Raw genomic sequence first — 1,482 nt, 5'->3', positions numbered from 1 at the left:
TAAATGGTTAAATTTATGGTAAATTTAAAAAAAATTGTGTATTCCGCCAAAAAATTTTTATCTTATTTTATGTTATATTTGTGTGCTTTCAAACCTTACAAAATTCATAATTAAAACAAGAATGAAATCGCCAAGATACATATTTTATTTGATTCTTTTAATATTTTCATTTTTTGTGAATATTTTATATTTCAGATATAATTTTCAAAGGCCTTATATACTGGGGTATCTCGTAATTGTACTCATATCAACCTTTATAATAATCCCATTATTTTTGTCCGGCAATATAATTATACAGTCAGATAATGATTTTCTCCTAAATATTCCATTGAAAAAGAAAGATCTGTTTAAGTCATATTTCTTCTTCTCATCCATAAAATATTCAATTGTATTTATAATATTTTTATATTTAATAGGGCTTGCACTTAATTCATATAAAATAATTATAGGAATTTTTGATGCATTATTGTTATATCTAATATCCATTGGTTTATCATACATTTCCTCATACATGATTCATAAAAAGTATCCATTAATATTATTCATTATATATTTATTCAGCCCATTAATATATAATTATAAATTTAATATAAATTCAGTATTTTTTGGAAATATTATATATGGAAGTGCATCATCAATAGTTATCTTTATTATAATATTCTATTACATATTTTCAAGGTCTTATAAACTTGATTTCCTGATGTATGAAAAACCATCGGAAAAAACATATAAATCAAGAAATTTAAGAGGAAAACCATTAAATGTGATATATAAGCTAAACACAATATATTCAAACACAGTATACCTTTTTGGCATATCCAAAAAACGTTACCATTTTTCGAGAAACATATATTTCTGGTTAATAATATATGCAGGTTTGGGCACAGGATATTTTATGCTAAATTATATTTTTGATTTTACAGGCATTCCAAGGTTTGAGCTGTTTCTTTATACATGGGAGCTTACATTCTATCCACTAATATTCAGAATTGCCACACCGTGGGCATCTGAAAGGGCATGGCTGTCATTTTCAGTCATGAATCCGTGCAGATACATAAGGCATTACATGATATCAAGGTCCCTGGCAATACCCATGATGATGTCCCCCCTTATTTTATCAATGGGCCTTGTTTATTCATTTCATCCTGATAATTTTAACCTAATGTTATTAATATACTCTTTAACCATTCCCGCATCCATGATGCTTGCCGGAATATATATTTCTGGCATATCTTATCCCTTTCAGGCCCTTGATTTATCCTCATATCCTAACAGTTCACTGGTCATGAACAATTTTAGGAAGGCATTAACACCTATGATAATAGTTTCCATACCATTTATATTTCCATTCATAATTATTTTCACATCAAGTGATTTGATTTATTTTGCATTTTATTTATATTCTGTCTTGCTTATATTATATGATTTTTATATCCTATCAGGGAAAAAAATGATTGAAATCAAAAATAATATGGAATTTAT

General features: G+C 26.9%; 1 protein-coding gene. It reads left to right on the top strand.

Features of this window, described 5'->3' with window-relative positions; genetic code table 11:
- Nucleotides 1-82: 82 nt before the first annotated feature.
- Nucleotides 83-1,482: hypothetical protein (locus AOG55_RS03450; protein ID WP_055040895.1), on the top strand; the 1,400-nt coding region annotated here is incomplete at its 3' end.

Origin of the sequence: Acidiplasma cupricumulans, assembly GCF_001402935.1 — an archaeon.
Taxonomy (GTDB): Archaea; Thermoplasmatota; Thermoplasmata; order Thermoplasmatales; family Thermoplasmataceae; genus Acidiplasma; species Acidiplasma aeolicum.
Note: the sequence above shows the minus strand (reverse complement) of the source record. Positions and strands in the feature narration are given on the sequence as shown.